We start from the raw sequence: 25,426 nt of genomic DNA, 5'->3' as shown, positions 1-25,426 counted from the left end.
GAGAATATTATGAGCGTTGTGCCTGTAGCCGACGTACTCCAGGGCCGCGTAGCCGTTGACAGCGAAGTCACCGTGCGCGGATGGGTGCGTACCCGCCGAGATTCAAAAGCTGGCATCTCCTTCCTCGCCGTTTATGACGGTTCCTGCTTTGATCCTGTACAGGCCGTCATCAATAATTCTCTGCCCAATTACAATCAGGACGTACTGCGCCTGACGACGGGTTGTTCAGTTATCGTAACGGGTAAAGTCGTTGCATCTCCTGGACAAGGACAGAGCTTTGAAATTCAGGCCACTGAGGTTGAAGTAACGGGCTGGGTTGAAGATCCTGACACTTACCCAATGGCAGCTAAGCGTCACAGCATTGAGTATCTGCGTGAAGTGGCGCATATGCGTCCGCGTACCAACATGATTGGTGCGGTAGCGCGTGTACGTCATACGCTGGCACAAGCTCTGCATCGTTTCTTCCACGAGCAGGGTTTCTTTTGGGTATCTACTCCGTTGATCACCGCTTCCGATACGGAAGGTGCCGGTGAAATGTTCCGTGTTTCTACGCTGGATCTGGAAAACCTGCCGCGTAACGATCAGGGTAAAGTCGATTTCGATAAAGACTTCTTTGGTAAAGAAGCCTTCCTGACCGTTTCCGGTCAGCTGAACGGTGAAACCTACGCCTGCGCCCTGTCTAAAATTTATACTTTTGGCCCGACATTCCGTGCAGAAAACTCTAACACCAGTCGTCACCTGGCAGAGTTCTGGATGCTGGAACCAGAAGTGGCTTTTGCTGACCTGAATGATGTTGCAGGCCTGGCTGAAGCGATGCTGAAGTACGCGTTTAAAGCCGTACTGGCAGAGCGTGCGGATGATATGAAATTCTTCGCTGAACGTGTCGACAAGGACGCGATTTCACGCCTGGAACGTTTCATTGACGCTGACTTCGCGCAGGTGGATTACACCGACGCGGTAAGCATTCTGGAAAAATGCGGTAAACAGTTCGAAAACCCTGTTTACTGGGGTGTGGATCTGTCTTCTGAGCATGAACGTTACCTTGCTGAAGAGCACTTTAAAGCGCCGGTGGTAGTGAAAAACTACCCGAAAGATATCAAAGCGTTTTATATGCGCCTTAACGAAGACGGTAAAACCGTTGCTGCAATGGACGTACTGGCCCCGGGAATCGGTGAAATCATCGGTGGTTCTCAGCGTGAAGAGCGCCTGGACGTGCTGGATGCCCGTATGCTGGAAATGGGTCTGAACAAAGAGGATTACTGGTGGTATCGCGACCTGCGTCGCTACGGTACCGTTCCGCATTCCGGCTTCGGATTGGGCTTCGAGCGTCTGATCGCTTACGTCACCGGCGTACAGAACGTCCGTGATGTTATTCCGTTCCCGCGTACTCCACGTAACGCCACCTTCTAACGTGCGTTATTGTTTCAAAGGCCAGCATTGCTGGCCTTTTTTATACCCTTTTCGTGTTATCTGGATACCCATCTCACGTTAAACACAACCTTTCAATCCCCTCCACCTGTTACGTAATATTTCATCGCAATACATTTGCACAAAAAATAATCAGCAATTTTATTGTGGATTAGCATTTTCTGATTAAATAGTACATTTTTTAGCCTCTCGCACGGCACTCCAGACGTCCAAAAATCGTTACCTGTAAAATCCGAACTTTCCGGCATAACGGATAAAAAACGACCTTAGCAAAATTAAACATAAGAAAATCATATAAATAGAAATAAAAACGAGAATTTTAAGCGCAGGGGCATCCGAAGTTTGACGCTGTTCACAAAGTTGCACAAAAATAACATCTTGTTACATATTTTTTCTTTTTGAAACCAAATCTTTATATTTGTAGCACTTTGACGGTAGCGAAACGGTAGTTTGAATGGAAAGATGCCTGTCAGACACATAAAGACACCAAACTCTCATCAATAGTTCCGTAAATTTTGATTGACGGAATTTATTGGCGGCAGTGGCAGGTGTCATATAAAAACCGATGAGGGTAATAAATAATGATGAAGCGCAATATTCTGGCAGTGGTTATCCCTGCTCTGCTGGTAGCCGGGGCAGCTAACGCTGCAGAAGTTTATAACAAAGATGGCAACAAGCTGGATGTATACGGTAAAACCGTAGGTCTGCACTATTTTTCTGATAACGCTGGCAACGATGGCGATCAGACTTATGCCCGTCTTGGTTTCAAAGGGGAAACTCAGATTAATTCCGATCTGTCCGGTTACGGTCAGTGGGAATACAACTTTGCCGGTAATAACTCTGAAGGCGGCAGCGACGCTCAGAACGGCAACAAAACCCGTCTGGCATTTGCTGGTCTGAAATATGCCGATCTGGGCTCTTTCGACTACGGTCGTAACTACGGTATCGTTTACGATGCACTGGGTTACACCGATATGCTGCCAGAATTTGGTGGTGATACCGCATACAGCGACAACTTCTTCGTTGGCCGTGTGGGTGGTGTTGCAACCTACCGTAACTCTAACTTCTTCGGTCTGGTTGACGGCCTGAACTTCGGTATCCAGTATCTGGGTAAAAACGAGCGTGATGGCAATACCGGTCGTTCTAACGGTGACGGCGTTGGCGGTTCTGTAAGCTACGAAATGGATGGCTTCGGTATCGTCGGTGCATACGGTGCAGCTGACCGTACCAACGCGCAGGAAAACTCTTTCTACGCTAACGGCGGCAAAAAAGCTGAGCAGTGGGCAACTGGCGTTAAATACGATGCTAACAACATCTACCTGGCAGCGAACTACGGTGAAACCCGTAACGCAACTCGCATCTCAGGTGCCGGAAACAGTGGCTTCGCCAACAAAACTGAAGATTTCTTTGTTGTCGCTCAGTACCAGTTCGATTTCGGTCTGCGTCCATCCCTCTCCTACAACAAATCTAAAGCGAAAGACGTAGAAGGCGTGGGTAACGAAGATCTGGTTGACTACATTGAAGTAGGCGCTACCTACTACTTCAACAAAAACATGTCCACCTATGTTGACTACCAGATCAACCAGATCGACTCTGATAACAAACTGGGCGTGAACTCTGACGACACCGTAGCAGTCGGTATCGTTTACCAGTTCTAATAGCAGACCTCTTTGTTAAATGCCTATAAAACAGGACTTCGGTCCTGTTTTTTTATATCTGCTAGCGAATTCTTGCGTCTTAAAAAAACACCTCAGCTTTTCGTCAGTAACGGTTGGCATTTTGTAAATCTACCGTTAACCTGATAGCGGACTTCCCTTCTGTAATCACTATGGAACCTCGTCATGTTTGAGAACATTACCGCCGCTCCTGCCGACCCCATTTTGGGTCTGGCTGATTTGTTTCGTGCCGATGACCGCCCTGGAAAAATAAACCTCGGGATCGGTGTATATAAAGATGAGACAGGCAAAACGCCGGTGCTGACCAGCGTTAAAAAAGCCGAGCAATATATACTGGAAAATGAAACCACCAAAAATTACCTTGGCATTGACGGTATTCCAGAGTTTGGTCGCTGCACTCAGGAATTACTGTTTGGTAAAGAAAGTTCGCTGATCAACGATAAGCGTGCACGTACCGCACAGACCCCTGGCGGCACTGGTGCACTGCGTGTGGCAGCTGATTTTCTGGCAAAAAATACGTCGGCTAAACGCGTATGGGTGAGCAATCCAAGCTGGCCGAACCATAAGAGCGTCTTTAACTCTGCAGGCCTGGAAGTTTGTGAATACAACTATTACGATGCAGCAAACCACTCGTTAGATTTTGATGCGCTGCTGGCAAGCCTCAGCGAAGCGCAGGCTGGCGACGTGGTGCTATTCCACGGCTGCTGCCATAACCCTACCGGCATCGATCCTACGCTGGAACAGTGGCAAACGCTGGCTCAGATGTCTGTCGAAAAAGGTTGGTTACCGCTGTTCGACTTCGCATACCAGGGTTTTGCCCGTGGCCTGGAAGAAGATGCAGAAGGTCTGCGCGCATTTGCGGCTCTGCACAAAGAGCTGATCGTTGCCAGCTCCTACTCCAAGAACTTTGGACTGTACAATGAGCGTGTAGGCGCCTGTACGCTGGTTGCTGCCGATACTGAAACCGTTGACCGTGCGTTCAGCCAGATGAAATCAGCCATTCGCGCTAACTATTCCAACCCACCAGCACACGGTGCATCCGTAGTGGCCACGATTCTGAGCAACGACGCGCTGCGTGCTATCTGGGAACAGGAACTGACTGATATGCGCCAGCGCATTCAGCGCATGCGTTTACTGTTTGTGAATACGTTGCAAGAGAAAGGTGCAAACCGCGACTTCAGCTTTATCATCAAACAGAACGGCATGTTCTCGTTTAGCGGCCTGACCAAAGAGCAGGTTCTGCGTCTGCGTGAAGAGTTTGGCGTCTATGCCGTCGCTTCCGGACGCGTAAACGTGGCAGGAATGACGCCAGATAATATGGCGCCGCTGTGCGAAGCGATTGTCGCAGTACTGTAATCTATCGCGCACAAAAAAGGCCGCAATAGCGGCCTTTTGTTTATCTGAGATATTACCAGACAGGCATTTCATCCTGCAGGAACGGGTTATGTAGCCGTTCGTTACCCAGCGTAGAAAGTGGTCCATGACCCGGAATAAACGTCACATCATCGCCCAACGGCAAAAGTTTACGTTTAATCGAATCGATCAGTTGGCTATGATCTCCGCGCGGGAAATCGCTGCGCCCTACGCCGCCTTTGAAAATCACATCACCAGAAATCAGTAATTTTGATTGCTCATCAAAGAAGACCACATGTCCCGGTGTATGACCCGGACAATGCAGAACCTGTAACGTCACGTTGCCAACGCTTATCCGGTCACCTTCATTCAACCAGCGATCGGGCGTCAGCGGCTCACAATCTCCCAAGCCAAACATGCGGCTCTGAGCAGGGAGTCCCTGTAACCAGAACTCATCTTCTTTTTCCGGGCCAATAACCGGTACACCATAATGCTGTGCCAGTTCAGCCGCCGCTCCAACATGGTCAAGATGACCGTGAGTAAGCAGGATCTGCATTAGCGTCAGACCGCTGGCATCCACTTCCTGTTTGATTTTCTCGGCATCGCCGCCGGGATCGACCAGCGCGGCCAGACGAGTCTGCTCACACCAGATTAGCGAGCAGTTCTGGGCGAAGGCAGTGACCGGAATAATACGATAGTTCATACAGCTCCTGTTTCATTAAGCTTATGGATCACCAGTGCCGTGCAGGGCCGGTGTCAATATGCACAAAGTTACTGCTGGGGTAGTATCCTACACCACCTGCGCGCATAGATAACGCAGCTTTGCGAATATTACTTAATGCAATGCCTTCAATATGGAAATCCATGGCCTGACCTTTAGTGTGGTAGCTTTTCTTGGCCACACCACGGCTACGTGCACGGAGTTCATTATTGGTATCGATAGAGCGATAGCCTGAGATCAGCTGTACGGGTTTACGCGTGCCCAGCAGGCCCTGCAGACGGAAGAGTTGATCAAACAGTCCCGGGTCAATGGATTTCACTTTATTGGCCCGAAAATCACGGAAAAAGTGGTTAAGTTTTGCTAATTCGTCCTGAATATAGCCCCTGCCATCAAAAAACTCTGCTTTTATTGACTCACCGGTATGCAGGTTATTCAGAGTCAATATACGCGGACGTGGGGTAGAGAGTGTTGCAAATGCAGGCGTAGGCAAGATGGCAGCGCCGAGGGCAATACCACCAAGCGCCAGCAGTTTGCGGCGATTAGCGTCAAATTTGTCCATGGTATTAAGGTCTACAAGGTCAATGTTATCGTATGTATGCTCTAGCGCACGCGGGAAACCTTATCTGGCTAAGTAGTCCACGTCAAGGCTCCCAACCCCAGGAAATACGGGGCTCACAGCCATTTTGCCCCGTTTCCAGCATAACTTACGACAATCATTTTCCTCGAACTGCTTCATTTATCTGATTAATTGCTCGGCTTTTGACACAATTTGTGCGCTGGATCGCGCTGTCAGATCGTAATTGTAAATATCTGTACGATACTGCGTGCGCCCATCAGGGCCGACAAATGCGGTCAGATAGTAGAGGTTGACCGGAATATTCTGGCGAATATTCACATACCGCGTATCCCCTTGCTTCAGGGCATCCGAGATGCGTGAATCATTCCAACCCGCGTCCTGTAGCAGCATATTCGCCAGCTCAGATGCCTTGTTCACACGCACGCATCCGGAGCTTAACGCCCGCGTATCTTTCTGGAACAGATTGTGGTTCGGCGTATCGTGCAGATAAATAGCGTCCGAACTCGGCATATTGAATTTATAGCGTCCGAGCGAGTTACGTGCACCCGGAGCCTGCTGAAAGCGGAACGGCAGATTGGACGCAGTGATGGTCGCCCAGTCAACCTGCCACGGATCTATCGTCTCTTTACTGTTCCAGCCGCGCATTACGGTATAGCCGTGACGTTCAAGATATCCCGGATCATTCCATAACTTAGGCAGAATATCTTTACGTGCCAGCGTCGGCGGAACGTTCCACGGTGGGTTAACGACCACGTTATTTAGCGCACTGCTCATCATCGGCGTTTTACGATCGGGACGCCCGACAATAACGCGCGAGGCCAGCACCTGATTGCCATTCTGATAATAAACCAGCGAATAGGCAGGAATGTTCACCATGATACCGGTAGACAGCTCACTCGGCAGCAGGCGCAAGCGCTGAATATTTAACGCCAGCACGCCCGCACGCTGAGCAGGCGTCACGTTCAGCCAGTCACGCGTCGCAGGGCCAATCGCGCCATCTGCGCCAAGTCCCTGCCACGTCTGAAAACGCTTTACCGCATCAACCAATTCACGATCGTAGGTACCACGCCCTTCTTTGCCAGACGTACTGACGGCAGGCTCCAGCATCCCGGTTCGACGCAAAATTTCACGTAGCGCGGGGATGTCATTACTCCACTCCCCCGGACGCAGCGTTGCTGTACTGGTGAGCTGTGGCCAGGGACGTGTATCGCCCACCAGCTTGAGCAGTGATTCATGCATGGCTGCATACTGCGGATGTTGAGGCGCAAGGCTGGCCACAAATGAAGTCAGTTGACCGTTATCCAGTGCGACCTGCCACTGGTTGATGACGGAAATCGGCGGCGTCGTTAGCGCATAGGGCTTATCGCTGTAAAGCCAGCGATTACCTTTGACAGGGATGTTAGCGATAAAGTGCAGATACCCCATCATCGCATCAGAGAGCACGATGTCTCTCGCCTGACCGGTTACTGCCGGGTCAGTCAGAAGTGCAACCCAGGTAGTGAACTGCGGCTGAAAGCCGGCAATTGCGACCTCGGCTAACTGTTGCTGAAATGCCTTTACCGCATCACGATTTTCCCACATCGGCTTCATTTCGCGTGCGGCATACAGCAGTTCCAGCTGGCTCATGTAAACCGGCGTATAACCTGCTGGCAGCTGAGAGTGTATTTCGGCGCGGGCTTTATCGACAGACACGCCTTCTGGCAGCGGTTGAATACCCGCCATGATGGCCGTCGCAGAAGATTGAACCTGCGGCTGCGATAACGCTGTTGGCTGTTCACTGACGGTCGCAGAGCTATCGCCAGGGATCATTTCAGGCTCATCGGCCTGAGCATTGAACAGTGGAGCGAATGTTACGGCCAGGCACAAACTGATTGCCGATAGCCGACGACCACACATTTTATTAAGCAACATCCCTTGCCCCCTGTTTTCTTTATCATACTCTGAATAGCCAGGCCGTCTGTATTCCTCTTTATTCTGACGAGGGTCGGACCTGTAAAACGCCAATACAAACTGAAGTATGACGAGCAAGCCTGTGATGCGTTAGGCTCACCTTTAGTATATAAACATCAAAAACTTTTTGCCTAACCTAATGTAAAGAAGTCTAAAGAAATTACACCAGGCATGAAGTCTTTTCGGAAAAAAATAAGGCGGCCATGTAGCCGTAATGCCAGTCAGTTAGCGCCTCAGTTTCAGTAAACTGGCGGAGGTAAAGAACATGCTATCTCGGAAATAGAGTTCCGTTCACCTCATGCTCATTGTTTCTCTGAAACACGGATTCCCGTGAACGTGTAAAGGGCGTTCTCCGCCACGCCCTTTACAATCCCGGCTCCCGGCGGGAAAATTGTTGCTACGCAATACCCTCCGCTTATTCCTCCTGGCTACCGGGCCGGGCGCGAGGAAGCGTCCCTGCAAAGCGCGCCCTGAGCCAGCATCCATGCTGGCTCTCCCGGCCTTACGGAAACACGTCGGCAATTTTCAGCCGGACCAGCCCACACCTGACCATCTGCGTTTTTGTTTAAACAGCAAAACAGCTTTTACTGAAAGTCAGGGCATTGAAGCGATGACCCCTGTCCGGCTGAAAATCGATGAGGCGTTGACGTCTGCCCGGGACTGCCCGCAGGGATGCGGGCAGAGGGGATGGCCTGCATGGATGCAGGCTCGGCCCCGACCCGACAGGCAGACGGCATAAGACGAATAACTCGCGCAGCGACGATTTTCCCGCCGGGAGCCTGGGTTGCAAGGGAGGTGGCGGTGAGCCTCCCTTGCACGTTCACAGGTATCTGCGCTTCAGAGAAATGACACCACTGAGGTGAACGGAACCCTGAGCAAGAATCACATGTTCATCATACATGCTTAACTGATGAGCATTAGCCATGTAGCCGCCTTTTTGCTTAGCTTGCCTGCGAGGAGGCATCTTCAGTCCCCGGCAGTGGTTCCGGTAACTGAGGCGCAAATCCGCGCAGCCCCACCACGTGAACGTGTTCGGTGTTCTGGAAGACTTTACGCACCAGTTTGTAGGTGGTGCCTTTCTCTGGGCTGATGTTTTCCGGCGCAGCGATAATCAGCTGCATCTGCAAACGCTCACACAGCTCAAACAAGGTCGCAATAGAACGCGCATCGAGTCGTGCAGCTTCATCAAGGAACAGCAGGCGGCAAGGAGATATATCTTTCCCGCGCAATCTGCGGCCTTCATCTTCCCAGCTTTGCACCACCATCACCAGAATAGACATCCCGGTCCCGATCGCTTCACCCGTTGACAACGCACCAGACTCAGCACGCAGCCAGCCGTCAGAGCCACGGTTAACCTCAACTTCCATTTCCAGATAGTTACGGTAATCCAGCAGCTCTTCACCAATGGTTTGTGGCGTGCGTTGCCCCATGTCTATCTGCGGATTCAGACGCTGATACAGCTTCGCCAGCGCTTCTGAGAAGGTCAGGCGATTGCTGTTAAACAGATCCTGATGCTGTTCATGCTGCTCTGAAAGTACGTCCAGCAAGGTAGCATGTGTTTCACGCACATTGACGTTCAGGCGAACGCTGTTGACCTGGCCAAACGACACGCTTTGCAGCCCCTGGTTCAGCATGCGAATACGGTTCTGTTCACGCTGAATGGTCTTACGAATAATGTTCGCCACGCTGCGTGAGCTGATCGCCAGCTTCTGTTCGCGTGAGGTTAACTCTTCCGTCAGACGGCTCAGCTCAATCTCCATCTGTTCAATGGCTTCAACCGGATCATCGGTACGAATAATATCCTGGCGAATACGTTCACGCAGATGCTGGTAAACCGCGACGAAGAACTGAATTTTGCGCTCTGGACGTTTTGGATCTTCAGACAGACGCAACACATCGCGCAGGTGCTCGTTATCTGCAACCGCCAGACGTAGCGCACCGAGCGCCTTATCCGACATCGAACGCAGTTCGTCACCGGAAAGATAGGCCAACTCGCGACGGTGCAGACGCCGTTCCACACCGTTATCTTTCACCATCCGCATGACTGCACACCAGCCGGCTTTGGCGGTGACTACCTGCTCGCGCATTTCATGATAATCACGTTCCAGCTTGCGCAGTCTGCGGGTCAGGTTTTCCATCTCCGCTTCGCAGAAGGTCAGTGCTTTCTCAAGTTGGTTGCGGCGTGCACGGTTGTTGCTGAGTTGTGCATGCAGTTCGTCACGACGGATACGCGCGCGCTCTTCGGCACCGCTGTCCGCACGAACGCCAATATCCTGCAGTTCACGTTGTAAATCGTTCAGCAGCTCTTTTTTGGTGTCATAAGAGCTTTTCAGCGATGCCATGACCTGGTTGTACTGGCTTAACTGTGCGGCGTGGCTGCGCAGCGCTTCGCGAGCGCGGGTACGTTCGGCTTCCGCCTGTTCCAGGCGTTCACGCAATTTTTCGTTCAGATCGCTATTGCCGCTCAGCATTTCGGCTGAGTCGGAATAACTAAAGTGCGCCCGACGCTGTACAACTTCGGTCAGCGCAAAAGCCTGCTGACGCGCATCGCGCTGCATCTGCTGGGAATACGCATAGTCTTCCTTCAGCTGTTCAAACTGCTCAGGGTCATTTTGCAGAACCGAAACGATAGGTTCCAGTTTCGCCAACTGATTGCCATGTTGCTGTACAAAACGCGCGGCTTCCTGAGCTTCATCCAGACGCTCGCGAATTTCGTCTACGCGATCGGCTAGCGTATCATCTGCCAGCAGATTCAAGCGCGGCAGCAGGCGGTTCAGCGCAGAGACGCCCTCTTTCGCCTGTTCAAACTGCATACGGCTTTGCTGGTTATCATTTTCATGATTGGTCAGCGCACGTTCCAGTTCAACGCGACGGCTATTCAGTTGGCGAATTTCCGCTTCTGGATCGGCTTCAAACGCCACCGACAGATGGCTGCCGATAAAGCGACTGAACGCCTGATGCAGACGTTGGGTTTTCTGGACGTCAAAGGAGAGCGTGGCGAAACGTTCAGACAGCCCTTCACGCTCGGCATGCAGGGTTTCGATACGGCTTTCACGTGCTGCACGCCCAAAAATAGGCACCGTCGGGAAGCGAGAATAACGCCACTGACGCTCGGCAGTTTTCACCACCACCGCATTTTCCAGTTCATCAACGCTGAAGACGCTGTCATCAAACGACTGCGGATCCCCTTCGATGAAATAGAGATCTTCCGGGCAATCCGTCAGCCCTTCAAGCTGTTCGGTAATCAGCGACAGATCCGGTACCACAATGGCATGACGCGAAGGACCGTATAGCGCAGAGAAGTACGGTGCATCTTCAAGGCTAACGTCATCATAAATTTCTGACAGCAGTACGCCGCCAAAGCGTTCAGCCAGCGCGTTCAGACGCTGATCTTCCGCCCCGCCCGGCTGACTTAAACGTTCAATCTCTTCATCAACTGCATTTTTACGTGCGCCGACTTCATCACGCTCAACAATGGCCTCACGCTCGCGCTCCAGCAATTGTTGCAGATACTCGGTCACGTCCTGGCTGGAGGTAAACTCTTCACCACACTGCTCGCTAAGCTGATTCAGGCTATTTTGCGCAGCCAGCCAGACAGGTGCCCGCTTCATCAAATGCTGAATACGGGATTGCAGCTGTTCCTGCTCCTGACGCAGCGTCATACGCTGTTCGCTGGCAGACGAGACGCTGTCCGACAAGGCGGCGATGCGTGCTTCCAGCTCCTGGTGCAGCGCTTCCAGCTCATCGATATCGAACTGTTTACCCTGACGCTTGCAGAATTCGGCCAGCAGACGCTCGGCATCCTGCTGTTCGCGCAGACGCTGCTCCAGTTCGCTCAGTCGCATACGCAACGGCTGAACCTGTTCTGCCAGGTGGCGCTGTTCCACGCCTTCGCGCAGCAGTTCACGCGCCACGCTCCAGGCTTCACCGCGCGCCAGCGGGCCGTTGATAGCCGCCACCAGCTGATAAGCCTGTTCAAACTGGCTATGCGCGGTTTGCGCCACGCTCATTTTTTGTTCTAACGTCAGCAGCTTTTCAGTGGCTTCCTGCTCTTTGGCCTGGAAAGTCTCCAGCCATTCGGCGGCGCTGTCGGCTGTCAGGTCCGGTAAGTGGCAGAGCTCTTTCGCCCGGTTTAGGGCCTGGATCGCCTGGGTATACTGGATGGCTCGCGTTTGCTGGACGTCCAGCGCTTGCTGGTAATCGGCAAGCTGGCTTTTCAGCTCATCCACTTCCAGCTCAGCGGCTTCTGCGCGGGCTTCGTTTTCATCCTGGCGGTCAACGGCTTCCGCGACCACCTCGTTTTGTTCTTCAAGACGGACCTGCAATTCTTCGAGATCCGCCTCGTAGCGTTCAATTTTTTCCTGCTGACGCAGCGCGGTTTGCACCAGATTCAGGTGATCGCTCGCGGCCTGGTAATCAGCTTCCAGATCGCCTTCCGCACCGTTGTGCTCACCCAGTTCACGCGCCATATCCACGTGTTTGTACTGCTCTGCCGCCAGCTGCTTGCGAGAGGTATACAGTTCACGACGATATTCCAGTGCTTTATCCAGATGGATACGACGTTCATTGGCGTGGCGCATATAATCTGCGGCCACATAGTTGGTCGCTTCACTGATTAAATGCTTAAACAGGTCGCGGTCAGACTGCGTTACGCGAATCGCTTCCAGCGTCATACGGTTTTCACGCAGCGCGGCTTCCATATCCTGGAACGCTTTACGTACGCCGCTGTTTTCCGGCAGCAGGTAGTCACGCAGTGAACGGGTAATGGCGCTGGAGATCCCGCCGTACAGCGAGGCTTCAATCAGACGGTAGAATTTACTACGATCGGACGCAGAGCGCAGACGACGGGCAATGATGCCCAGATCGAACATCAATGAGTGATAATCGGTTATTGAGTTGAACTGCTTAAACTGCACGCCTTCCATCTCATCAAGCTTCTCTTTCAGCTCAGGTAGAGACAGTACGCGCGCCTGGCGTTCGTTCAGCGTTTCCGTCACCAGTTGGGTTGGCTGTACCGACATCGGCAGCCCCTGAATGGCAAACGGTTTGATATCCACTTTGCGATCGCGACCAGCAACCTGTTGCAGACGCACCCCCACGACCACGCGCTGATGACGCGAGTTGAGGACGTCGAGCATTGAATAACAAACCCCTGCTTTCAGCTTACCGTGCAGGCCTTTATCACGTGAACCGCTGGTTGCACCGGCTTCGGTGGTGTTACGGAAATGCAGCAGGGTTAAGTCCGGAATGAGCGCCGTAACAAATGCCGCCATGGTGGTGGATTTACCCGCACCGTTACCACCGGACAGCGTGGTGACCAGCTCATCGAGATCAAACGTACGGGCAAAAAAACCATTCCAGTTAATCAGCGTAAGTGAGCGAAATTTACCGCGTTCAATCATTATTCTTCTTCTCCACTGTCCGGCTGATTCTCTTCGGGCTCATCGTTGAGCTGCAGACGGTTCTCGACCGCCATCGCTTCACCATCACGAATTAAGCGACGCTGTGCTTCACGCGGATCGTCACCGCTACGCACATCCGCACCAAAGCGGAAGACAGATTCCGTAATACGGAATTTGCTGCTGTCGTGGCCCAGAAACCACACCATGCCTAAGCGGCGCAAGCGGTTGAGCGAAGAACGCACTTTTTCCTGTAGCTTCTGGCGGTCAACGTCAGAACCGGTTGAACGGTTGTTCACCAGCTTCAGTAACTTCGCTTCATCTGCCAGCGTTAGCAGCTCGTCGTACAGCTCTTGCTGGGTAAAAATCCCTTCGTTCGCCAGGCGTTCCGGGCTGAGATAGAGATAGCAAAGAATTTTACCCACCATCATGTCCAGTTCAGACAGGACCGAACGCGGAATGAGCGTCGTTGAACGCGGACGAAGGTAGAAGAACCCTTCCGGCGCACGGATCAATTCCACGTTATAGCGGCTGTAAAACTCTTCAAAATATTCCTGAAAATCCATCAGGAAGGCATGATTATCCAGTTCATCCAGACCGATATGGCGGCCCGAACGTAAGGCACTATCCAGTGCCGGAAATAACGGATTCGCCAGCGCCTGCGCCAGCTTTACCGGCATCACTTGTTCAATATTTGTCAATGACATGCGCCTGTACCTTGGCTCCGTAATCATTAATCGGCTGCCATTTGGCTGGCAGTCCGGTGAAGTCTGCTTGCGCTACGCCAAGGCGTACCGCCTGATCGATAACAATACGCGCGACGTCGAAATGACGCGCACGTGGGTATTGCGCCAGATACTCGCGCACTACCAAGCCGAGATCCAGTGGTGTTTGTCTGGATTTGTAGATAGCCAGCTGTTCTTCGATGATCGCCGCCAGCTGCTCACGGATCTCGTTAAATTCTTCATATTCCAGGTCTTCCGGAAGTTCACCGGTGACCTCTTCGTCACGCAGCACCATCTCCTCGTCACGCATATCCAGCAGACGATCGGCGTTGGCATAGGTCAGCGCCCATGGGTCGTCAAAGTAGGTCTGCACGGACTGACGCAGACGCTGGGCGAAGACGCGGTTTTTATCCATGTCGATCGCGGTACGGATAAATTTATGCACGTGACGATCGTAGCCGATCCACAAGTCAATGGACTGCTGGCCCCAGCTAATAATGCGGTCGAGCTTGCTTTGTAAATCAAACACCAGCCGATCGACAAAATGCAAATCGTCATGCGTCATCGTGGCGTCCTGGATGCGTAACAGGTTAGCCTGCAGCTTATCCCCTGCCGCTTCCAGCGTATCTTGCAGCTCACGCAGCGTACCAGATGTTTCAGACAGCAGCATTTCACAGCTGGAAATCGCCGCCCGCCAGTCTTTGTTTAGCAACTGTGCGATGTCGTCTTTTACCTGCTGCTGCTGTTCATCCATGATGCGCTGGGTCAGATCGATACTGTCGAAAATCTCCGCCACCGAGTATTTCAATGGCGCATAGACGTTGCGATGCCAGTGGAACTCATCACCACCTTCCGCTGCCGCATCCGCCGCGCGCTTCAGTTCGCCTGCCACAATTGACAGCTGCATAGAAAGACGCAGCGTAGAGAATTCGCGCTGACGAATATAGTAATCTGTGATGCCAATCCCGAGCGGCGTTAAACGGTAAATGGCGTTGCCTTCAGCCTGCTCGCTGGTAAAGCGGTTCAGCAGACGTTGACGCACCATATCGTTGATCGCGTTGTTGGCGCGGACGCCGATGGTTTCGCTGGTTTGCTCAAACGCATCACTCACATGGCGGAACGCATCCACCAGTTCACCTTCACTCATCTCACCGTCAAGTCGCTCACCGTTTAGTGTGGCAACAGCCAGCAGGAACGAAAGTCTGTCTACCGGCAGAGAGATGGAGAAGTCATTTTTTCTGGCCCAGGCAACCAGTTCGGGGACTGTCTGGGAAAATTCACTCATAGGTTATCCTTGCATCTGCGGCTCGGGCCGGACGTTTAATCGCGGTGACATGAATATAGCGCCCAAGGCTGATATACGGTTCCTGGCGGCAATAACGTGTTTCTATTTCTGTTAAAGCATCAAAACAGTCATGCTGTTTTTGTTTATCACGCAGATAATCATGAAACACCCTCACGCCCGTTTTACCGGTTATCTCCCAGCCAATCTCCTCCAGCCAGCCATAGACCTGCTGAGGGTCGCGCGGAAAATCGGGAGACAACGTGCGCCGTTTCTTTTTATACATTCCCTGCTGTACATAGCCGAAATTACCGACCAACACATTACGCATCAACAGACCGTTTGCATTGTAGAACATCAGCGATAAAGCACCGCCCGGGCGTAACATCGACCACAATGTTTTTAAGACGGCTTGCGGATCGGCCACCCATTCCAGCACAGCATGAAACAATATCAGATCAACCTGAGAATCCAAATGCTGTGGGATGTCCTGAGCGGCACAATGTATAAAATGCATGTTGTCGCTCACACCTTGCTCTTCTGCCGCCCGTTGCGCTCGCGCCACCATCTCAGCAGAAAGATCGCACAAGGTGACGTGATGGCCCCGCTGCGCCATCAGAATGGCTGTCTGCCCTTCTCCGCCACCCGCATCAAGCACACGCAACGTTTGGCCCGCGTAGTCGGCAAGAAGTTTGTCCAGATCCTGCCAGAGGATCGTCTGACGAAGCTGACCTTTGGTGGTGCCGTAAATGTTACGGGAAAACTTCTCTGCAATGTCATCAAAATTGCGATCCCGCATCGGGCTCTCCACATGCTGGCTTTAGGGTGACTAAGTAAAACCGCTATTTTGTCACACCCACGCCGAGAATGAACCTTCCTGGTGTAATATCCCTGCTGATCCCCTGCTGTATGGTTAAAAAAGGAACCAAAAAGGATGTTTTTTACGCTGAAGAAAGTGATTGGCGGTATGATGCTGCCACTTCCGCTAATGCTCATTATCATGGGCATAGGCCTGGCGCTGCTCTGGTTTAGCCGCTTTCAAAAAACAGGGAAAGTGTGCATTAGCCTGAGTTGGCTGGCACTGTTACTTCTAAGCTTGCAGCCCGTCGCCGACAGTCTGCTGAAACCGATTGAGGATAGCTATCCAACCTGGCAGGATACACAAAAAGTGGAATACATTGTGGTGCTGGGCGGAGGGTATACCTGGAATCCACAGTGGGCGCCGAGTTCAAACCTGATCAGCAACAGTCTTCCGCGTCTGAATGAAGGTATTCGCCTCTGGCGTGCTAACCCGGGATCGAAGCTTATCTTTACCGGCGCTGCGGCAAAGAGCAATAACGTCAGTACTGCAGAAGCGGGCGCCCGCGTAGCGCAGTCACTGGGTGTGCCGCCCGGTGATATCATCACGCTGGATAAACCTAAAGACACCGAAGAAGAAGCAACAGCGGTTAAGCAGGCCATCGGCAGCGCGCCGTTCTTGCTGGTGACCTCCGCATCGCACTTACCGCGAGCAATGATTTTCTTCCAACAGGCCGGACTACATCCGTTGCCCGCGCCAGCCAACCAGTTAGCGATTGATTCACCGCTTAATCCGTGGGAGCGCGCGATCCCCTCTCCCGTCTGGTTGATGCATAGCGATCGTGTTGGTTACGAAACGTTGGGGCGAATCTGGCAGTGGCTAAAGGGATCGGAACATTGACAGGAATGTTGCCTGATGGCGACACTAACGCGTCTTATCAGGCCTACGTGTTCAGCGCAGAATTGTAGGCCGGATAAGGCGTTCACATGTTCATCAGGCGAGCCACGGCAGCAGTGATTTCGTGGCCAGGTCAAAGTTGGAGCGGTTAAAACGTCCGGTGTTGACCAGTTGCGCCACCTCATCCCATAACACATACAGCCAGCGCCGCCAGATGAAGGACTCCGCCACGGGCGCGCGTTGCAGGTATTGCCAAAGCAGACTTTCCGCCAGCGCATTATCCATTAAACGGAACAATTCATACTCTCTGGGCGCCCACAGCATCAATCCCGGTCCGACCATCGCCAGAAGCTGATCGCTACGGGCGTCTTTGAGCATGCTACGTAAACTAAAATTACCGTGGATCAGCACGCAGTTATCATTGAATCCTTCAAATAAAGCGGGCAAACACTCACGGGTACGAAACAGGATCCGCTTATCCTGCATCGTCAGCCCGGTATTGTTGAACTGATTTAACGTGGTCCACAACACTTCAACACGCTGACGATACCAGGATGGCCAGATATTCTCTTGCGTGTTATCCACCATTCCCACGCAGCCACGGCTATCCTGCCGATGCCATGACAGCAGACCTTCTACGATCTGATCTTTTAAATGTTCCCAGCGTTCGGGCGTTCGGGCTGGCGCTTCCACCGGCACACCGCGTAAACGCTCAAGCAGTAGCACATCGGGACCGGGATGCTCTTCGTGGGTTAAGACCCCGTAAATGACGGGCATTCGCACCGTACCACTGCGCGCCAACATGGAGGTTTTCCATGCCAGCTGCTGCGCCATACCTGGCGTGGTGAAACTTCTCGCCATCAGCGGCATCGGATTTCCCTGGCTGTCGTACAGTGACCACAGGGCCGTATCCACTTTTTCATTCACGCATTCTATGCGACTGAGTTTTTCGCCCAGCAGGTGGCTGAGTTCGGCACGCAACTGTTCCATTTCAGATTGCCCTCATAAATGCTACTGCTTTCATAATGAGCGTCGTGCAGACAGATGTCACCCGGATGAGATCAATTGATGAAAAGAAAAGTGGAGGGAAAGCGCAACGATACGACACTCCTCCCAAAAATACGCCTCAATATGGGGGGAGTGCCGTGAGAAAAACTAATGCATTTCGGCGCGAACGCGCTCAAGATCTTCGGCAGTGTCTACGCCGGTACCCGGGACTTCTTTTGCGACGGCAACGTGAATTTTTTCGCCGTACCACAGCACTCGCAGCTGCTCCAGCATTTCGATATGCTCAAGCGGGCTAGGCTGCCAGTTAACATAGCGGCGAATAAAACCGGCGCGATAGCCGTAAATGCCCAGATGGCGCAGGAAGGTGTCCCCCACCGTTTCCAGACTTTTGGCGAAACGATCGCGATCCCATGGGATGGTCGCGCGTGAAAAATAGAGAGCATATCCTTCAGCGTCCAACACGACTTTTACCGCATTCGGATTAAATGCCTCTTCCGCACTGTGAATCGGAGCCGCAAGAGTCGCCATACCGACCTGACGTTGCGCCAGATTCTCAGCCACCTGGCGAATAATGACCGCAGGAATCATCGGCTCATCACCCTGTACGTTCACAATAACGGTATCATCGCTAAAACCACATTTCTCGACGACTTCCGCCAGGCGCTCCGTACCAGACTGGTGATCGGCGCGAGTCATGCACACTTCGCCACCCACCGCTTCTACCGCGCGAGCGACATCCTCGTGATCGGTGGCAACGATGATACGTTCAGCGCCAGATTCACGCGCACGCTCCAGTACATGCACGATCATCGGTTTACCGTTGATATCCAGCAACGGCTTACCCGGCAGACGTGTGGACGCATAACGCGCAGGAATAATGACCACAAAACTCATGATTTACTCTCATCAGCAGTCAGAACGCGGGCCTCGGTTTCCAGTAACACGGGAATGCCATCACGCAGTGGGAAAGCAAGGTTATCCAGTTTACAAATCAGTTCCTGTTTTTCCTGGTTAAACCAGAGTTTGCCATTACATACCGGGCAGGCAATGATTTCAAGCAGACGATGATCCATAGTTCCTCCAGATGGACCGGATTGTGAATCCGTAAATATTAACATAATCGCTTAAAGGGCTGGGTCTATTTCCCAACCATGGTGTGCATCAGCAAATAAACCTTCAGGATAACGTCCCAGCGTCACGCGTGTTGCCTGTTGCCAGCGGGCAAAATCGTCAATCGCCTGAAACAATCCTTTTTGCAACGTCACTCCAGGCTTAACCCCATCCTGTAACCACAGCGAAATAACGTCCAGCACACCTGTTTTGCGGTGCATTTTGGCATCCATCCGCCCAACCAACTGTCCACGATGCAGCAACGGCAAGACAAAATAACCATACTGACGTTTCGGTGCTGGCGTGTAACACTCCAGCCGATAGCTAAAATCGAATAGCTGCTCTGCCCGTTTACGATCCCAGACCACCGGATCAAAAGGTGATAATACTGCACTGTGAGTCGCCGTTAATTTGCCCGCCAGCGCCTGTTCAAGCAGCGGCTGAAGGTGGCTATGCAGCCACAAAGTTCCCAGCCCTTCAACGTCGACAGGAATAATCTGCTGCTGTTCCGCCCGTTCGTTGCACCAGTTTTTTAGCGCCGGGCGCTTCAGGCGGTAGTAGTCTGCCAGCCATTGTTCGCGGAAAATCCCCAGACTGCGGGCGCTGTTATCCAGCATGACACTTTCCGCATCTTCCTGCGAAAGTGGGTCGCGTTCATCGTCCCAGTGCGGCATGACGCGATGGGTTAAATCATACACTCGCTGGAAATTACGCCGTTCCACGACCATCACTTTCCCGGCGGTGAACAACCCTTCAAGATGACGCTTCTGCGGTTTCCATTCCCACCAGCCGCTGGTCCCTTTGCGTGGATGCTCAAAATCAGCTGAGCGTACCGGCCCGTTATGCTGGATGTGCTGGAGCAGTTGCTCAATCTCATGCGCATGTTCTTTCATCCACGCCGCTTTATATTTCCAGCCCATATTCTCCGGGGCCAGCATGCGGTGACGTATCAGCATAAAATCGCTGCGCGGCAAAAAACAGGCCTCGTGCGCCCAGTATTCCATCAGTTCGCCCTGCTGTAACGAGTCGTCCAGCCATTGGGGGGAATAATCGCCTAAACGACTAAACAGCACCAGGTAAGGACTGCGCGCCACAATATTGATGGTGTCGATTTGCAGTAAAGACATGCGCGAAATGGTCGCGAGAATATCTGCCGGGGTTGCCCGGCGGCGTGTTTTTTTCAGCAGACCTTGAGCAGCAAGGTGAAGATGACGGGCATCCGTCAGAGAAAGGCGCGGCAACGACATTTATGGCCTCATAAATGATTCGCTGCCGCAGCGTGAATCAGTTAGCGAGTCAGCGAGATTAAGCTATTCAGCAATACATCAGGCCGATCGCCTGACAAATGTGCATCAACAGGTAAATACCACCAGTTTTCATCGGCAAATGCCCGGCACTTAACCGCATCTTTTTCCGTCATGACCAGCGTTTGCCCGGCCCCTACAAACGCACTGACGTCACTGTAGGTCAGAGACTGATGGTCTGCCAGCGCAATGCTTTTTTGCACGCTGGCACCACATGCTTTCAGCGTGGCAAAAAAACGCGGTGGATGACCAATGCCCGCCATGGCGACAATATTGGACAATTGCGCCACATCACGACGTTCACCTGTACGTAAATTAACGGCCAGCCCCGGTTCAAGTCGCATAGGGATTTCCCCTGGTTGCGCAACGCCACCGTTAACAATAGTCGCATCCACCGATTTAAGGCGACCAGCGCGTTCCCGCATTGGACCAGCGGGAAGCCACCAGCCGTTGCCAAACCGACGTTCGCCGTCAATGACTACGATTTCAACATCTCGCGCCAGACGATAGTGCTGTAGTCCATCGTCCGTCACAATAATCTGCACGTCGTGTTGGGCCAAAATGGCTTTTACCGCATCCGATCTTACCGGGGATACCGCTACCGGCACGCCGGTACGTTGGGCGATCAGCACAGGTTCATCGCCCGCTTCTGCGGTAGTAGTATCAGCGGTTAGCAACAGCGGGTAAGCAGTCGCTTTCCCGCCATAACCACGCGACACCACACCCACGCGAATCCCGCGTTGTCGCAGTTGTTCAACCAACCAAATCACCACCGGCGTTTTACCGTTTCCGCCCGCAGTAAGGTTTCCGACCACCACTACCGGGACTGGCGCGCGCCATGCGCGTTTAAGCCCCAACTTGTAGCATAAGCGGATCGCGCCACTCACCAGGCCATACAGCCAGGAGAGTGGAAGTAACAATCGCCACAGCGGCGATTCACCAGACCAGATACGTGCGATCATTGACCAAATTGCATTTTGTGTAATTGCGCATACACCCCGCGCTGCTCAATCAGCTCGCTATGGGTTCCGCGTTCGACAATCAGACCATCCTCCACCACGATGATTTCGTCGGCTTGTTCAATGGTTGAAAGACGGTGAGCAATGACCAGAGAAGTACGGTTTTTCTGTAGCTCATCCAGCGCAGACTGAATCGCGCGTTCAGATTCAGTATCAAGAGCCGATGTTGCTTCATCAAGGATCAGAATTGGGCTGTCACGCAACAAGGCACGGGCGATAGCGATACGCTGACGTTGTCCGCCGGAAAGCAGGACGCCGTTTTCACCAATCACCGTATCCAGGCCATTATCCATCTTGTTGATGAAATCCATGGCGTAGGCCATCTGTGCCGCTTTTTCGATCTGCTCACGGCTGTACATATCGGTACGAGCGTAGGCGATGTTGTTGGCAACCGTATCGTTAAACAAGTGCACATTCTGCGAAACCAACGCAACCTGATCGCGCAGTGATGCCAGGGTATATTCGCGCAGATCGTGTCCGTCCATCAGAATCTGCCCTTCATCAACATCGTAGAAGCGCGTAATCAGGCTGGCGAGAGTGGATTTCCCTGAGCCCGAACGGCCAACCAGAGCAACGGTTTTACCCGCTGGAATATTCAGGTTGATGTTACGCAGAGCCGGTACTTCACGTCCCGGATAAGTGAAAGTCACGTTGCGGAACTCGAGATCGCCGGTAGCACGCTCGATCACACGTTTACCTTCATCTTTCTCCTGTTCGCTATCCAGAATCGTAAATAAGGTCTGGCATGCCGCCATACCGCGCTGGAACTGCGCGTTGACGTTGGTCAGCGATTTCAACGGACGCATTAATGCGATCATTGAGGAGAAGACAACCGTAATTGTCCCTGCTGTCAGGTTTTCCATTACGCTTGGGAAGCTAGCCGCATATAACACGAAGGCCAGTGCCAAAGACGCAATCAGCTGGATGATAGGGTCGGAGATAGAAGAAGCGGAAACCATCTTCATACCCTGCAAACGCATCTTGTTGCTGACCTTATCAAAGCGCTTGGTTTCGACTTCCTGACCACCAAAAATCAGAACTTCTTTGTGGCCTTTCAGCATCTGCTCCGCACTGGTCGTAACCTGACCCATGGTGTTTTGCATGTTTTTACTGATGCTACGAAAGCGCTTGGAAACCACACGGATTGCCACTGACACAATTGGCGCCAGTACAATCAGGATCAGTGACAGCTGCCAGCTGTAATAGAACATCATGATAAACAGGCCAATAATTGAGGCCCCTTCACGTACCACGGTGATCAGCGCACCGGAGGACGATGACGCTACCTGCTCTGAATCATAGGTAATACGTGACAGCAACGTACCTGTTGACTGCTTATCAAAAAAGGATACTGGCATACCCATCATATGACCAAAAAGGCGGCGGCGCATGGTCATAACCACTTTGCCTGACACCCATGAAATACAGTAACTGGAGACATAGCTGGTTAAGCCACGAACTATCATCAGTCCAATGACCACCAGCGGCATCCACAGCAGCACCGAGCGATCCGTTTTACCAAAACCATCATCCAGTAATGGTTTAAGGAGCGATAACATGAAGGTATCGCTGGCCGCGTTAAGGACTAACGCTATACCCGCCACGATCAGACCCGATTTAAAAGGCGCTATGGTTGGCCATAGTCGGCGAAACGTCTGCCACGTAGAGAGATCTTTATCGTTATGCATTCAAAAAACCAGCATTTGTTAGAATAGCCGCATATTCTACCCGTTATCCTCCGACACGCCAAACCACTGATGATACCAACGAGGTAAAATCTGATCCCGCATGCTGCGTATGCGCCAGTTTTTTTGATAAAAATCCAGCGTAATCTGTCCCTGATGGGGGGTATCCAGCCATTGATAATTTTGTTGCCGATAACGTTGCTTCACTTTCCAGGACGGCAGACGCCAGGCGTTGTAACGGGATGCAGAGGCGAGTGCGACCTGCCCGTCAACCCGCTGAATGAGTGCCAGTGATGATGAAGTATTGCTGCCATGATGTGGAACCTGCATCACCGTCGACTGTAGGTGCTGCCAATAGTGACTTAGCATTTTTTGTTCAGCAGGAGATTCGATATCACCGGTCAGCAGAATACTCTGATATCCGTCATCGACCTTAACCACGCAGGAGTGGTTATTCCCCTGGTCTGTATTTCCACGCACAGGCCAGTGCGCACTGAAGGTTAACCCTTGCCATTGCCAATGCTCTCCGCGAAAACACGGGAGATGACCTTTCCAGCTCAGCGGACTTCTTACCCATAGCGACGGCCAGGCTTGTTGTAAGGAGTGCAACCCGCCGCGGTGATCCATGTGCTCATGGCTTAAAATAATTCCTTCTGGCTCCAGATTATGCCAACGCAACCAGGGAATAATCAGCTGTTGTGCGCTATCGCCTTCGGGCCATGCCAGACCGGTATCGTAAAGCAGCGCTTTCCCATTTCGCGCGATCACCATCGCCAGCCCCTGCCCGACATCCAGCATATGCACTTGCCACACATCAGTACGCGGTGCACGCCAAAGCGGCCCACTCAGCAAAAGGAGCACAGAGAAACAGAGCACCGGTAGCGTACGCAAGATATTTAGTCGCCATGCGATAATCATCATTCCGGGTAAAAATGCCAACCATTGCCAGCGAGCATCAATATTGATCCACCCTTGAGGCAGACTTCTGAGCCCCCAAAATAGCAGCGCCAGAGAACGATCCGCTAGATACCACAGGCTTGATTCAACCATCACCGTCCCGGCTAAATGCATGATCATGCCTGCTAATATCAAGGGTACGGAAACAAACGTGACCAAAGGGACGGCAAACAAATTAGCCAGAAACGAGGTCAGACTAAAACCGTGAAACATTGCGATTTGCACGGGAAAAAGCAGAAGCGTAATACCCAATTGCAGATGAGCCAGCGCCAGAAATTGACGTCCAGCACGCGACAGCGGCCAGTCCGGGAGCGGTACCCATTGGTACCAGAACAGCAGTGCCGCAACGGCGGATGCAGACAACCATAGGCTTTGCGAAAGAACAGCAACAGGATCCACCACCACGATGGCTGCCAGACAGCAGATCCAGACCGACCATCCACTCCACTGCCTGCCGCTAAGTCTCAGCGCCCCCCAGACTAGCAGCGCAACAACCGTTCGTAATGCCGGGGGTTGCAGCCCCGTCAGCCAGGCATAAAATGTGGCGCAGACAATCCCACCCACTAATGGCATCTGCCAGCAAATCCACCTTGTTGGCATAAAAAACTGTCCAGCACGAATCAATCCTGCGGCCAGTAATGCTGCAAACGCAATATGCAGCCCGGAGATAGCCATCAAATGAGCCGTGCCGGTATCACGCATAATCGTTTTCACCTCTTGTGACACAGACAAGCGCTCTCCCATTCCCAGACCCAGTATGACCTGCTGCCAGGGAAAGTCGGTGAGTGCCGTTTTCAGCGAGGCGAGATACCGCGAACGCAAACTACATTGTGGTGTGATTACCGAAGCCTGCAAGAATCGTCCCGTCAGCGGTTGATGCTGCGCCAATGCGTAACGCTGGCTATCAAATCCGCCTTCGTTTAATTGACCGTGTACAGCGCGGACTTTCAACGTCATCGCCCATGTCTGACCCGCACAAACATCACCGGGTAAATACTGCCCGTACAAGACGATTCCTTGCGCAGGAAAGATTCGTTTCCCCTGAAGGTGAGTGATCTGGCCGTAGTGCGTTGTCATATTGTCAGTTCCGGTTATCCGCACAATGGCTTGCTGGGTTTTCGCAGGCAGCGTATTACCGGCCCACATAGCCTCTTTCGCGGCCAGGATTCCCCAAAGAAAAAACAGCAGGGTTAGTCCGGCGGAACGCATATATTTGTAGGGGAGAAAACAGAGCAGACATGCCAGACAAAATACAATGCCGATACACAACATGCCTGGCAGCATAGGTAATAGCATGAGTGGGAGAATGCCGAGTAATGCGCAGGTACTCACCGTTGTTATTTTCATCAATCACCTCCCTGTTACAGGGAGTGTGCAGTACTCTTCGACGGTTGTCTGGCATCAATTTATCGTTATACGACCTGAGTTCCGCAGACATTTAGTGATGGTTGTAACGTACAAATTAACTGGGATGAGGATTCCAGGATAGGTGGACAGAAATGAAAAAAGCACCCATTTGGGTGCTTTTCTCGGCGT

18 protein-coding genes are annotated in these 25,426 nt (G+C 52.3%); 4 read left to right on the top strand and 14 right to left on the bottom strand.

Annotated elements, in window-relative coordinates:
* Positions 1 to 9 precede the first annotated feature (9 nt).
* The 3 genes from asnS to aspC all read left to right on the top strand — a co-directional run bounded on the left by asnS (position 10) and on the right by aspC (position 4,460).
* On the top strand, positions 10 to 1,410 hold the full coding sequence (asnS, locus tag OGY67_RS20005) for an asparagine--tRNA ligase (protein WP_020996514.1): 1,401 nt from the start codon (positions 10 to 12) through the stop codon (positions 1,408 to 1,410).
* 599 nt (positions 1,411 to 2,009) lie between these two features.
* Positions 2,010 to 3,086, top strand: coding sequence for a porin OmpF (ompF, locus tag OGY67_RS20000; RefSeq protein ID WP_048235705.1), 1,077 nt, complete (start codon positions 2,010 to 2,012; stop codon positions 3,084 to 3,086).
* A gap of 183 nt (positions 3,087 to 3,269) precedes the next feature.
* Positions 3,270 to 4,460 carry an aspartate transaminase gene (gene aspC, locus OGY67_RS19995; protein ID WP_048235707.1) on the top strand — a complete coding sequence of 397 codons (1,191 nt, stop codon included), beginning with the start codon at positions 3,270 to 3,272 and terminating at the stop codon, positions 4,458 to 4,460.
* Between the two features lie 52 nt (positions 4,461 to 4,512).
* Here aspC and OGY67_RS19990 read toward each other — a convergent pair whose 3' ends face one another.
* The 7 genes from OGY67_RS19990 to cmoM all read right to left on the bottom strand — a co-directional run bounded on the left by OGY67_RS19990 (position 4,513) and on the right by cmoM (position 15,910).
* Positions 4,513 to 5,160, bottom strand: coding sequence for an MBL fold metallo-hydrolase (locus tag OGY67_RS19990; RefSeq protein WP_003831949.1), 648 nt, complete (start codon positions 5,158 to 5,160; stop codon positions 4,513 to 4,515).
* A gap of 28 nt (positions 5,161 to 5,188) precedes the next feature.
* Complete coding sequence (gene mepK / locus OGY67_RS19985; RefSeq protein ID WP_003831948.1) at positions 5,189 to 5,737, bottom strand: peptidoglycan L,D-endopeptidase MepK; 549 nt, start codon at positions 5,735 to 5,737, stop codon at positions 5,189 to 5,191.
* 177 nt (positions 5,738 to 5,914) lie between these two features.
* Positions 5,915 to 7,666: a L,D-transpeptidase gene (ldtD, locus tag OGY67_RS19980; RefSeq protein ID WP_191238687.1), complete on the bottom strand. Its 1,752-nt coding sequence runs from the start codon at positions 7,664 to 7,666 to the stop codon at positions 5,915 to 5,917.
* 980 nt (positions 7,667 to 8,646) lie between these two features.
* The gene (gene mukB / locus OGY67_RS19975) at positions 8,647 to 13,107 is read right to left on the bottom strand and encodes a chromosome partition protein MukB (RefSeq protein ID WP_079936780.1); all 4,461 of its coding nucleotides are present in this window, start codon (positions 13,105 to 13,107) and stop codon (positions 8,647 to 8,649) included.
* The gene (gene mukE / locus OGY67_RS19970; protein ID WP_003035809.1) at positions 13,107 to 13,811 is read right to left on the bottom strand and encodes a chromosome partition protein MukE; all 705 of its coding nucleotides are present in this window, start codon (positions 13,809 to 13,811) and stop codon (positions 13,107 to 13,109) included. Before mukE ends, mukB begins: the two co-directional genes overlap by 1 nt.
* Positions 13,792 to 15,114, bottom strand: a complete 1,323-nt coding sequence (gene mukF / locus OGY67_RS19965; protein WP_003831939.1) for a chromosome partition protein MukF — start codon at positions 15,112 to 15,114, stop codon at positions 13,792 to 13,794. Before mukF ends, mukE begins: the two co-directional genes overlap by 20 nt.
* The gene (cmoM, locus tag OGY67_RS19960; protein WP_003035803.1) at positions 15,107 to 15,910 is read right to left on the bottom strand and encodes a tRNA uridine 5-oxyacetic acid(34) methyltransferase CmoM; all 804 of its coding nucleotides are present in this window, start codon (positions 15,908 to 15,910) and stop codon (positions 15,107 to 15,109) included. The genes mukF and cmoM overlap by 8 nt, the downstream gene beginning before the upstream one ends.
* A gap of 135 nt (positions 15,911 to 16,045) precedes the next feature.
* On the opposite strand from cmoM, the gene elyC reads away from it, so the two are divergent.
* Positions 16,046 to 16,810, top strand: a complete 765-nt coding sequence (gene elyC, locus OGY67_RS19955) for an envelope biogenesis factor ElyC (RefSeq protein WP_286574432.1) — start codon at positions 16,046 to 16,048, stop codon at positions 16,808 to 16,810.
* 93 nt (positions 16,811 to 16,903) lie between these two features.
* On the opposite strand, the gene OGY67_RS19950 is transcribed toward elyC, so the two are convergent.
* The 7 genes from OGY67_RS19950 to OGY67_RS19920 all read right to left on the bottom strand — a co-directional run bounded on the left by OGY67_RS19950 (position 16,904) and on the right by OGY67_RS19920 (position 25,237).
* Complete coding sequence (locus tag OGY67_RS19950; protein WP_003831934.1) at positions 16,904 to 17,797, bottom strand: YcbJ family phosphotransferase; 894 nt, start codon at positions 17,795 to 17,797, stop codon at positions 16,904 to 16,906.
* Positions 17,798 to 17,962: 165 nt separating this feature from the next.
* Positions 17,963 to 18,709 carry a 3-deoxy-manno-octulosonate cytidylyltransferase gene (gene kdsB / locus OGY67_RS19945; protein WP_003831932.1) on the bottom strand — a complete coding sequence of 249 codons (747 nt, stop codon included), beginning with the start codon at positions 18,707 to 18,709 and terminating at the stop codon, positions 17,963 to 17,965.
* Positions 18,706 to 18,888, bottom strand: a complete 183-nt coding sequence (gene ycaR, locus OGY67_RS19940) for a protein YcaR (RefSeq protein ID WP_003035793.1) — start codon at positions 18,886 to 18,888, stop codon at positions 18,706 to 18,708. Before ycaR ends, kdsB begins: the two co-directional genes overlap by 4 nt.
* Before the next feature lie 51 nt (positions 18,889 to 18,939).
* Positions 18,940 to 20,172 (bottom strand): winged helix-turn-helix domain-containing protein, encoded by a 1,233-nt coding sequence (locus OGY67_RS19935; protein ID WP_213752057.1) that lies wholly within the window; start codon positions 20,170 to 20,172, stop codon positions 18,940 to 18,942.
* A 41-nt stretch (positions 20,173 to 20,213) separates the two neighbouring features.
* Positions 20,214 to 21,191 carry a tetraacyldisaccharide 4'-kinase gene (gene lpxK / locus OGY67_RS19930; protein WP_125363235.1) on the bottom strand — a complete coding sequence of 326 codons (978 nt, stop codon included), beginning with the start codon at positions 21,189 to 21,191 and terminating at the stop codon, positions 20,214 to 20,216.
* Positions 21,188 to 22,936, bottom strand: coding sequence for a lipid A ABC transporter ATP-binding protein/permease MsbA (msbA, locus tag OGY67_RS19925; RefSeq protein ID WP_286574431.1), 1,749 nt, complete (start codon positions 22,934 to 22,936; stop codon positions 21,188 to 21,190). Before msbA ends, lpxK begins: the two co-directional genes overlap by 4 nt.
* A 36-nt stretch (positions 22,937 to 22,972) precedes the next feature.
* Entirely contained in the window at positions 22,973 to 25,237 is a 2,265-nt protein-coding gene (locus OGY67_RS19920; RefSeq protein WP_234692296.1) for a ComEC family protein, read from the bottom strand.
* Positions 25,238 to 25,426 lie beyond the last annotated feature (189 nt).

The sequence above is a fragment of the Citrobacter sp. Cpo015 genome (genome assembly GCF_030333035.1).
Classification (GTDB): Bacteria; Pseudomonadota; Gammaproteobacteria; order Enterobacterales; family Enterobacteriaceae; genus Citrobacter; species Citrobacter portucalensis.
Note: the sequence above shows the minus strand (reverse complement) of the source record. Positions and strands in the feature narration are given on the sequence as shown.

Excerpts from the sequence above, each read along its gene's own strand:
- asnS (WP_020996514.1), top strand. The coding sequence starts at position 10 with ATGAGCGTTGTGCCTGTAGCCGACGTACTCCAGGGCCGCGTAGCCGTT.
- ompF (WP_048235705.1), top strand. The coding sequence starts at position 2,010 with ATGATGAAGCGCAATATTCTGGCAGTGGTTATCCCTGCTCTGCTGGTA.
- aspC (WP_048235707.1), top strand. The coding sequence starts at position 3,270 with ATGTTTGAGAACATTACCGCCGCTCCTGCCGACCCCATTTTGGGTCTG.
- OGY67_RS19990 (WP_003831949.1), bottom strand. The coding sequence starts at position 5,160 with ATGAACTATCGTATTATTCCGGTCACTGCCTTCGCCCAGAACTGCTCG.
- mepK (WP_003831948.1), bottom strand. The coding sequence starts at position 5,737 with ATGGACAAATTTGACGCTAATCGCCGCAAACTGCTGGCGCTTGGTGGT.
- ldtD (WP_191238687.1), bottom strand. The coding sequence starts at position 7,666 with ATGTTGCTTAATAAAATGTGTGGTCGTCGGCTATCGGCAATCAGTTTG.
- mukB (WP_079936780.1), bottom strand. The coding sequence starts at position 13,107 with ATGATTGAACGCGGTAAATTTCGCTCACTTACGCTGATTAACTGGAAT.
- mukE (WP_003035809.1), bottom strand. The coding sequence starts at position 13,811 with ATGTCATTGACAAATATTGAACAAGTGATGCCGGTAAAGCTGGCGCAG.
- mukF (WP_003831939.1), bottom strand. The coding sequence starts at position 15,114 with ATGAGTGAATTTTCCCAGACAGTCCCCGAACTGGTTGCCTGGGCCAGA.
- cmoM (WP_003035803.1), bottom strand. The coding sequence starts at position 15,910 with ATGCGGGATCGCAATTTTGATGACATTGCAGAGAAGTTTTCCCGTAAC.
- elyC (WP_286574432.1), top strand. The coding sequence starts at position 16,046 with ATGTTTTTTACGCTGAAGAAAGTGATTGGCGGTATGATGCTGCCACTT.
- OGY67_RS19950 (WP_003831934.1), bottom strand. The coding sequence starts at position 17,797 with ATGGAACAGTTGCGTGCCGAACTCAGCCACCTGCTGGGCGAAAAACTC.
- kdsB (WP_003831932.1), bottom strand. The coding sequence starts at position 18,709 with ATGAGTTTTGTGGTCATTATTCCTGCGCGTTATGCGTCCACACGTCTG.
- ycaR (WP_003035793.1), bottom strand. The coding sequence starts at position 18,888 with ATGGATCATCGTCTGCTTGAAATCATTGCCTGCCCGGTATGTAATGGC.
- OGY67_RS19935 (WP_213752057.1), bottom strand. The coding sequence starts at position 20,172 with ATGTCGTTGCCGCGCCTTTCTCTGACGGATGCCCGTCATCTTCACCTT.
- lpxK (WP_125363235.1), bottom strand. The coding sequence starts at position 21,191 with ATGATCGCACGTATCTGGTCTGGTGAATCGCCGCTGTGGCGATTGTTA.
- msbA (WP_286574431.1), bottom strand. The coding sequence starts at position 22,936 with ATGCATAACGATAAAGATCTCTCTACGTGGCAGACGTTTCGCCGACTA.
- OGY67_RS19920 (WP_234692296.1), bottom strand. The coding sequence starts at position 25,237 with ATGAAAATAACAACGGTGAGTACCTGCGCATTACTCGGCATTCTCCCA.